Genomic DNA, 1,141 nt, shown 5'->3' with positions numbered 1-1,141 from the left:
CCCGTAGGGCCGCGCCGTGCGCTCGATGAGCTTCCAGATGTAGTCCGCGAAGCTGCGCCGGAACACCAGCGCCACGCCCTGCGCGTCGCTGCGCAGCACGGTGAAGCTGGCCTTGCTCATGACGGTGGAGACGCAGTCGCCCACCGCCAGCGCGCCGAAGTCATACGGGCTCAGGTGGTGCAGCAGTTGCATGTGCTGCGCTCCGGCCAGGCGCAACGCCGTGAAGCCGCCGCTGTTGTCGGCCACCTGCGCGAAGCAGCCCTGCAGCGCCTCTTCCAGCGCGCCCAGCAGCCGGTCGCGCTGGTTGCGCGCGCACAGCAGCCACCATTCATCAGGCGACTGCCACAGCACCACGCCCGCGGCGCAGCGCAGCACCGAGCGCGGGCGCGTGGGCAGCGGCGCGCCCAGCACGCCGGCCACGCCGCTCATGAAGGCCACGTCGTCCGCGCGACCGCGCAGCACCAGGTAGCCCAGGTTGGGCAGCTCCGCAGCGGTGAGCGTCGCGCCCTTGCCGGCGTTGCCGGGCTGCAGGTGGGCCAGCGGCGAGCGCAGCGCGTCGGCCGCGATGTTCAGGTCTTGCTTAGGCATGTTGACGCTCCCCCTTGGGATCGACGAAGACGGAAGACACCACTTTCACCGGCGTGACGCGGCCGCGCGCCATGGCGTACAGGCGCTGCCCCTCGCGCTTGGCGCCGCCGCGAACGACGGCCATGGCGATGGAGCGGCCCAGCTCCGGGCTGTGGTAGCTGCTGGTGACGTGGCCCAGCATGGGCGCGGGCAGCTGGTTGAGGGCATTGGGGTCCTCGATGACCTGCGCCCCTTCGGCCAGCACCGTGGCCGGGTCTTCGGGCATCAGCCCCACGAGCTGCTTGCGGTCCACGCGCGTGGTGTCGCTGCGCGAGAGCGAGCGCTGGCCCAGGAAGCTGTACTTCTTCTTGGTGCTCACCGCCCAGCCCATGGCCAGGTCGTGCGGCGTCATGGAGCCGTCCGTGTCCTGGCCCACGATGATGAAGCCCTTCTCCGCGCGCAGCACGTGCATGGTCTCCGTGCCGTAGGGCGTGATGTCGAAGTCCGCGCCCGCGGCCATCACGGCTTCCCACAGCGCCTGGCCGTAGCCGGACTCCACGTTGAGCTCGTAACT

The 1,141-nt window shown here is 70.7% G+C and carries 2 protein-coding genes; both read right to left on the bottom strand.

Annotated elements, in window-relative coordinates; genetic code table 11:
* Positions 1-588: sarcosine oxidase subunit gamma (locus ALA01S_RS31120; RefSeq protein WP_066343652.1), on the bottom strand; the 588-nt coding region annotated here is incomplete at its 3' end.
* Positions 581-1,141, bottom strand: a 561-nt coding sequence (locus ALA01S_RS31115) for a glycine cleavage T C-terminal barrel domain-containing protein (protein WP_305765096.1), incomplete at its 5' end; no start/stop codon positions are given. The genes ALA01S_RS31120 and ALA01S_RS31115, both read right to left, overlap by 8 nt.

This window comes from Azohydromonas lata NBRC 102462 (genome assembly GCF_001571085.1).
GTDB lineage: Bacteria > Pseudomonadota > Gammaproteobacteria > Burkholderiales > Burkholderiaceae_C > Azohydromonas > Azohydromonas lata.
Note: the sequence above shows the minus strand (reverse complement) of the source record. Positions and strands in the feature narration are given on the sequence as shown.